Origin of the sequence: Polaromonas sp., from assembly GCF_031411155.1 — a bacterium.
In the GTDB taxonomy this organism is placed as follows: Bacteria; Pseudomonadota; Gammaproteobacteria; order Burkholderiales; family Burkholderiaceae_C; genus Polaromonas.
In genome coordinates, this window is record NZ_JANOAL010000270.1 from 1 (window position 1) to 5,983 (window position 5,983).

At 62.5% G+C, this 5,983-nt stretch carries 10 protein-coding genes; 5 read left to right on the top strand and 5 right to left on the bottom strand.

Annotation, left to right across the window (positions count from 1 at the left end):
- The 3 genes from RMO23_RS16295 to RMO23_RS16305 all read left to right on the top strand — a co-directional run.
- Window positions 1–724, top strand: a 724-nt coding sequence (locus tag RMO23_RS16295; RefSeq protein WP_309683689.1) for an AAA family ATPase, incomplete at its 5' end; no start/stop codon positions are given.
- Between the two features lie 129 nt (window positions 725–853).
- Window positions 854–1,714 carry a hypothetical protein gene (locus tag RMO23_RS16300; RefSeq protein ID WP_309683690.1) on the top strand — a complete coding sequence of 287 codons (861 nt, stop codon included), beginning with the start codon at window positions 854–856 and terminating at the stop codon, window positions 1,712–1,714.
- The gene (locus RMO23_RS16305) at window positions 1,711–2,085 is read left to right on the top strand and encodes a hypothetical protein (protein ID WP_309683692.1); all 375 of its coding nucleotides are present in this window, start codon (window positions 1,711–1,713) and stop codon (window positions 2,083–2,085) included. The genes RMO23_RS16300 and RMO23_RS16305 overlap by 4 nt, the downstream gene beginning before the upstream one ends.
- 40 nt (window positions 2,086–2,125) lie before the next feature.
- Here RMO23_RS16305 and RMO23_RS16310 read toward each other — a convergent pair whose 3' ends face one another.
- The 5 genes from RMO23_RS16310 to RMO23_RS16330 all read right to left on the bottom strand — a co-directional run bounded on the left by RMO23_RS16310 (window position 2,126) and on the right by RMO23_RS16330 (window position 4,554).
- Complete coding sequence (locus RMO23_RS16310) at window positions 2,126–2,839, bottom strand: YebC/PmpR family DNA-binding transcriptional regulator (protein ID WP_309683694.1); 714 nt, start codon at window positions 2,837–2,839, stop codon at window positions 2,126–2,128.
- Between the two features lie 122 nt (window positions 2,840–2,961).
- Window positions 2,962–3,468: a CreA family protein gene (locus RMO23_RS16315; RefSeq protein ID WP_309683695.1), complete on the bottom strand. Its 507-nt coding sequence runs from the start codon at window positions 3,466–3,468 to the stop codon at window positions 2,962–2,964.
- Window positions 3,469–3,522: 54 nt separating this feature from the next.
- On the bottom strand, window positions 3,523–3,927 hold the full coding sequence (locus RMO23_RS16320) for a type II toxin-antitoxin system death-on-curing family toxin (protein WP_309683696.1): 405 nt from the start codon (window positions 3,925–3,927) through the stop codon (window positions 3,523–3,525).
- Complete coding sequence (locus RMO23_RS16325) at window positions 3,924–4,148, bottom strand: AbrB/MazE/SpoVT family DNA-binding domain-containing protein (RefSeq protein ID WP_309683697.1); 225 nt, start codon at window positions 4,146–4,148, stop codon at window positions 3,924–3,926. The genes RMO23_RS16320 and RMO23_RS16325 overlap by 4 nt, the downstream gene beginning before the upstream one ends.
- Before the next feature lie 172 nt (window positions 4,149–4,320).
- The gene (locus tag RMO23_RS16330) at window positions 4,321–4,554 is read right to left on the bottom strand and encodes a collagen-like protein (protein WP_309683698.1); all 234 of its coding nucleotides are present in this window, start codon (window positions 4,552–4,554) and stop codon (window positions 4,321–4,323) included.
- On the opposite strand from RMO23_RS16330, the gene RMO23_RS16335 reads away from it, so the two are divergent.
- Both RMO23_RS16335 and RMO23_RS16340 read left to right on the top strand, forming a co-directional pair.
- A complete protein-coding gene (locus RMO23_RS16335; RefSeq protein ID WP_309683699.1) occupies window positions 4,546–5,481 on the top strand; it encodes an RcnB family protein in 936 nt (311 codons plus the stop codon). The genes RMO23_RS16330 and RMO23_RS16335 overlap by 9 nt on opposite strands.
- 145 nt (window positions 5,482–5,626) lie before the next feature.
- A complete protein-coding gene (locus RMO23_RS16340; RefSeq protein ID WP_309683701.1) occupies window positions 5,627–5,851 on the top strand; it encodes a DUF4926 domain-containing protein in 225 nt (74 codons plus the stop codon).
- Window positions 5,852–5,983 lie beyond the last annotated feature (132 nt).

Here is a 5,983-nt window from a genome sequence, read left to right on the forward strand (position 1 = left end):
CGACAGCGAAGACCACATGATCCGCGTCGACATGTCGGAATACATGGAGAAGCATTCGGTGAGCCGGCTGATCGGCGCGCCGCCGGGCTATGTGGGCTATGACGAAGGTGGGTATCTCACCGAGGCCGTGCGCCGCAAGCCCTACAGCGTGCTGCTGCTGGACGAAGTGGAGAAGGCCCACCCCGACGTCTTCAACGTGCTGCTGCAGGTGCTCGACGATGGCCGCCTGACCGACGGCCAGGGCCGCACCGTGGACTTCAAGAACACCGTGATCGTGATGACCAGCAACATCGGCTCGCCCATCATCCAGTCCATGGTCGGCCAGCCCTATGAAGACATCAAGGACGCGGTGACGGATGAGTTGAAAAACTACTTCCGGCCCGAGTTCCTGAACCGCATTGACGAAACCGTGGTGTTCCATGCGCTGGACGCGAAACACATCGAGTCCATCGCCCGCATCCAGCTCAAGGTGCTGATGGCGCGTCTGGCCAGAATGGACCTGACACTGGAGGTCTCTGAAGCGGCGATTGCCGAGCTGGCCAAGGTCGGCTTCGACCCGGTGTTTGGCGCCAGGCCACTCAAGCGCGCGATCCAGCAGCGGATTGAAAACCCGCTGTCCAGGCTGCTGCTCGAAGGGCGCTTTCCGCCCAAGAGCGTGATTCCGGTCGATGTGGACCCGATTCGGGATCCGGGCGTGTTCCGCTTCGAAGCAACGGTGCACTGAGGTTGTTGCGCAGGCGCGGCCCGTTGGGTCGCTGCCCGTGCAGGTCCCCGGCCACCAAATGCTGGAATCGTCCTACAAGACAGCATGCTCACGCGGCCTACCATCACGTAGTAGGCAACAGGACGTGACATGCAAATTTATCCTTTCGCAGCACGCGGCGGCGCCTGGGTTTATTCGCGCTCCTTGATCCGCGTGGCCGGGGGGGCGATAGCCGCGGCCCTCTGTGCAGGTGCGGCGGCCCAGGACAAAAGTGTCGGCACACTGCCCCCCGTGACGATCAGCGCCAAGGCCAACCGGGACCCGGTCGAAAAATCCTACCGGAAAATGATCCGCGGCATGGACCTCTTTGAGCGGCAGCGCGCCATGGCGCCCAACGCGCCACTGCGCTTCAAGCTGTTGCCGCGCCGGCCAGACACCGACATGAACCACATCGAGCTGGAGGTCATAGGCTCCAGCGTGGACTTTGCGGTGCCGGTCGCGCCGGATCACACTTTTGCCTTGCCGCGCAACCCACAGGCCTATGACGAAGATGCCCAGGTGATTCCGAACCGCAAGCGGCAAACCATGACCTGGCGCAGCGAGATTCGCACGCCCGGCCTGCCGCCCAATACCCGGCGCCTGGGGGATTTGCGGCTGGAATGCCGCGTGGGCATGGAAGCCGGCCTGGTGTCCAACAGCAGCAACATCGTCGGCCGCATGACCCAGGCGCTATTGAACAGCCCCGCCTACTGCGACAAAAAAGTGCCCCTTTACCTTTTCTTTTCGGACCGGCCCCTGTTCAGCGTGGCACTGGTGGCGGGCGCGCGCCGCGAGATCCTGGCGATCGACAAGCTCTATGCGGCAGCCAGTGACGACCCCGGGCTGAACGACGATCTGCCTTATTGCGACTGCGAGGTGCTGGTGGACCGCACCTACGTCTTGCCGCTGGGCGACCGCAGCTGGCCCGACGACACCCTGGTCGAGTTTGACTACATGGAAGACCAAAAATGACCAGCATCTACTGCAAGCCGCTTTCGCGCACGGGCCTGGTGTTGGCCTGCTGCTTCTGGCTGGCCGGCTGCGCAGGTCCTCTGGGGCTCTTCGGCTCCAGGGACAGCGCGCCGCCGTTTCGCGACCCGGCCATGTCGATGCAAGCCGCGAGCGATGTGGTGATGGCCGGAAAAACCAGCAAAGCCGAGGTCCTGGCGGCGCTCGGCCCTGGCGTGGTGGTCAAGTTCAACAGCGGCTTTGAAGTCTGGGCCTACCGGCAAAAGCCTGCCGGCGCCGCAGCCTCCAGCGCTGAATTCGTCGTGCTGTTTGCACCTTCCGGTATCGTCCAGAAAACCCGGATTCGTCCGTCCTACGCCGTGCATGAAGAGTGAACCGGGCCGCGCTTACGCCCGTTCCGCGAAAGCGCCAGCCTCAAGCGCCCAAGCCCGCAAAAATATTTTGCACATCGTCATTCGCATCGATGGCGGCCAGGAAGGCCTCGACTTCCTCCAGGTCGCCGGCGCTCAACGATGCCGGGTCGACGGGATTCTTGGCCCTGTAGCCCAGCTTGGCGGACAAGACCGTGAAGCCCTGGGCGGGCAGGGCGCGGCTGACCAGGTCGAGGTCGGTGGCGTCGGTCAGAAATAGCGTGTTGCCTTCTTCCTCGCCGGGCTCGAAGTCCTGGGCGCCGGCTTCAATCGCGGCCAGTTCCGGGTCGGCGCCTTTTTCAAGCGGCTCGGCTTCGATCATGCCCACATGGTCAAAATCCCAGGCCACCGAGCCGGAGGTACCCAACTGCCCCTTGCGAAACAGCACGCGCACTTCAGACGCGGTGCGGTTCAGGTTGTCGGTCAGGCATTCGACCATGACCGGCACGCGGTGCGGTGCAAAGCCTTCGTAGATCACGTGCTCGAAATGAACCGCCTCGCCGGTGAGTCCGGCGCCTTTCTTGATGGCGCGCTCCAGGGTGTCCTTGGGCATGGAGACCTTGCGGGCCTGCTCCACCACCAGCCGCAGGCGCGCGTTCGAAGCCGGGTCGGCTCCGCTGCGCGCCGCGACCATGATTTCCTTGGCCAGTTTTCCGAATACCCGGCCCTTGGCGTTGGCCGCCAGTTCCTTGCCTTTTGCTTTCCATTGCGCGCCCATGTTGAATCTTTCCTGGTGTGTTGGCGCAGAATGGCGCCTGGGTTGTGGGGGGGTTGGCAGCTTGCAAGTTGCTATGTATTTAATAGCAAACAGTGCAAGTTCTGTATGGACTACAGCCTGATTTACTTCACAGGAATGACGGTGGTGGCGGGCACCGGCACGGCCGTCACGCTGTTTTGCGGCGAGCCTTCGATCAGCCGGTCGGAATAGGTCAGGTAGACCAGCGTGTTGCGCTTGCTGTCCACCATGCGGATGACGCGCAGCTTTTTGAACACCAGCGAAATGCGCTCGCTGAACATCTCTTCCTGCTTGTCCAGCGGCTTGGCGCCAAAGCTGATGACACCGGTCTGGCGGCAGGCAATCGACGCCTCGGCCTTGTCTTCGGCCAGGCCGAAAGCGCCCTTGATGCCGCCGGTTTTGGCGCGCGACACATAGCAGGTCACGCCGCTGACCTTGGGGTCGTCGTAGGCATCGACGACGATCTTGTGGTCGGGCCCGATGAACTTGAACACGGTGTCGACCGCGCCAATTTCTTCGCTGCTGGCCCCGCTGCAGGCGGCCAGAAAGAGCAGGGCGCCGCTCAGGGCAAGGTGGCGCGGCTTGAATCGGTGGGTTGAAATAGGCGTCATGGGAGTCTTTGGTTTCTGCAGAGGGATGGCAGGGGCAGGCGGGCGGGGAAGGCCTCAGCCCTTGGGGCGCGGGCTGGCATGGCCCCGCAGCCAGGCCGCGAATTCACCTTCGCTGATGTCGCCCGTTGCCACGCCCAGCATGGTCACGGTGGCATCGGCTTGCGATGCATTGAGCCGGTAGCCGTTGAGGTAGAGAAACAAACCGGTGGCCAAAAAAGCCGCGCGCTTATTGCCGTCAACGAACGGGTGGTTTTTGGCCAGCCCTACGGTGTAGCTGGTCGCCAGCGCGGCCACATCCGGTGGCTGGGCCGGGTCGGAGTAGGCCAGCAGATTCAGGGGGCGACCCAGTGCCGAATCCAGCAGTCCTTCATCACGCAGACCGGCGCTGCCGCCATGTTCGGCCAGGCTTTCACCGTGCAGCAGCAGCAGCGCCGCCTTGGTGATCCAGCGCCAGGTCATTTGGCCAGCTGGTGAAAGGTGTCGCGGAAATCGCGCATAAAGGCCCGGCCGGCCGCGATTTCTTCCTCCAGCGCCGGGTCATACGGCGTGAGCGTGTAGCCGTCCGGGGTCTCGGTCAGAAACACCGTCCCGCCCTTGCCCAGCTTCAGCCGGGCAAGCGCCTCCTTGGGCAATACCACGCCCACGGAATTGCCGATCTGGGTGAGCTTGAGCATGTGCATGAAAATTTTCCGTTATTACGGATGTAATACTAAACCGAAGCACACGCTGCGTCAAACGCGGTCCAGCCATCGCGCCTTGCCGGCGGGCGCCAACGGCGGGGGAGGCAAGGGGCCCAGGGGCCAGGTTGAAAGCCGGCTTTCTCCGGCCTTCTCCGCTCTCCCTCGTGCTCTTTCAGTACGCCGGAACGATCACCGTGGTGGTGCCTGTGGTGGCGCCGCGTGCGCCGGTGTTTCCGGTGGCGCCGGTGTCACCTGTTGCGCCGGTATAGCCGGTCGCTCCGGTGCTGCCTCGCGCGCCGGTATCACCGGTTGCCCCCTGCGGGCCAGCCGGGCCTGCAGGAAGCGACAGGCAGGCCGTCAACGCAAGGGGCAGCAGGGCTGCGGTAAATAGTTTGGTATGTTTCATGATGATTCCTTCGGTGAAGGTGACGAGAACCACCCGCCTTGCAGCGGGCAATCCCCAGAACTGATCAGCTTCTGGCGGCAAAAAAATCGGCGTTGGCAGATCACGCCATCGCCATGGCGAAAACGGATCAGCAGCCGATTCGCACGCATCGCCGCAAGAGGTACCTGGCTCCGGCGCATCATCGTTAGCCACCAAACTACGCCAAAGCCGCCGTTCAATCTGTGCGCTGCCGCGCATAGGGGTGGATCGGCCCGATTCGCGCTGATGTTTGCCGCCACTGCTTGCAGGGCGGCCGGCCGGGCCGCAACGATGCGCGGTTTTGTCCTACAGCCGCGGGTCAACCGCCGCAAGATGCTTGCCGTTGACCTAGAGACAACTCTATTGGAGAACAACTTGACCCCTTTCAAACTTTCCCACCGTATCGTTGCGCTGGCCGTCACTTCACTGTTTGTTGCGGGGCCTGTTTTCGCAAAGGGCAGCGACGACGACCAGGGCAAGGGTCAGGGCAAACAGACTCAAAAGCGTGAGGAAAAACAGCAAAAGCGCTACGACAAGGAGCAGGAAAAATCCGAGAAGCAGGCTGAAAAGCGCGAGCGCAAGGACATCCAGCCCGGCACCTACTTCAACGACCAGCAGCGCAGCTACGTCCGCGAGTACTACGTGCAAAACTACGGCAACGGCAAGAAGTGCCCTCCCGGCCTAGCCAAAAAGCACAACGGCTGCTTGCCTCCGGGGCAGGTCAGGAACTGGGTTGTCGGCCAGCCGCTGCCGCGCAACATCACCGTGTATGCGGTGCCCCAGCCCGTGATTCGCCAGCTTCCGCCAGCGCCCTACGGCTACCGTTATGTGCTGATTGGCGGCGATGTGGTCCTGGTCCAGCAGCAGAACAACCTGATCGTGGACATCATCGTCGGCCTGCTCGGCTGAGCAGGCGAAAATCCCGTTGGGCGCTGATAGGCCTCATGGCGGCACGCTGGAGAGCGGCCGCCACACTGGCACAGGCCGGGCACGAATTGGCTGGCGGGCATGAGTGGCGCTTAATATTGGTCGGCTGCAGTAAAAAAACATCCCCATGTTCAAGGAACTCGATGGTGTCAAAACCCTGCAGGCCCTGCCCGCCGAGGGCATGGCTGCGGGTATCGTGGGCGTTGTACTGGAGGTTTTTACCCAGCCCACCCCCGCTTATCTGGTCGAGTTTTCAGACGCTGACGGTGAGGCAATTGCTACAGCTTTCCTGATGCCGGAACAGGTCGAGCTGGCTTGGGCCTTTGAACCGACGCGCTCACGCCAGGCTTGACGCTTGCTGGCGGCCTGGCGCCAAGGCTGCACACGCTACCAGATTGATAGCTGCTTACGACCGGTGTATATGGGCTGCAAGCCTATTTCATTCATATTTGTCGGCTGCGCAGCCTGCCCTCAATTGTCAAGG

Excerpts from the sequence above, each read along its gene's own strand:
- RMO23_RS16315 (WP_309683695.1), bottom strand. The coding sequence starts at position 3,468 with ATGACGCCTATTTCAACCCACCGATTCAAGCCGCGCCACCTTGCCCTG.
- RMO23_RS16340 (WP_309683701.1), top strand. The coding sequence starts at position 5,627 with ATGTTCAAGGAACTCGATGGTGTCAAAACCCTGCAGGCCCTGCCCGCC.
- RMO23_RS16300 (WP_309683690.1), top strand. The coding sequence starts at position 854 with ATGCAAATTTATCCTTTCGCAGCACGCGGCGGCGCCTGGGTTTATTCG.
- RMO23_RS16335 (WP_309683699.1), top strand. The coding sequence starts at position 4,546 with ATGTTTCATGATGATTCCTTCGGTGAAGGTGACGAGAACCACCCGCCT.
- RMO23_RS16320 (WP_309683696.1), bottom strand. The coding sequence starts at position 3,927 with ATGACCTGGCGCTGGATCACCAAGGCGGCGCTGCTGCTGCTGCACGGT.
- RMO23_RS16305 (WP_309683692.1), top strand. The coding sequence starts at position 1,711 with ATGACCAGCATCTACTGCAAGCCGCTTTCGCGCACGGGCCTGGTGTTG.
- RMO23_RS16325 (WP_309683697.1), bottom strand. The coding sequence starts at position 4,148 with ATGCACATGCTCAAGCTCACCCAGATCGGCAATTCCGTGGGCGTGGTA.
- RMO23_RS16330 (WP_309683698.1), bottom strand. The coding sequence starts at position 4,554 with ATGAAACATACCAAACTATTTACCGCAGCCCTGCTGCCCCTTGCGTTG.
- RMO23_RS16310 (WP_309683694.1), bottom strand. The coding sequence starts at position 2,839 with ATGGGCGCGCAATGGAAAGCAAAAGGCAAGGAACTGGCGGCCAACGCC.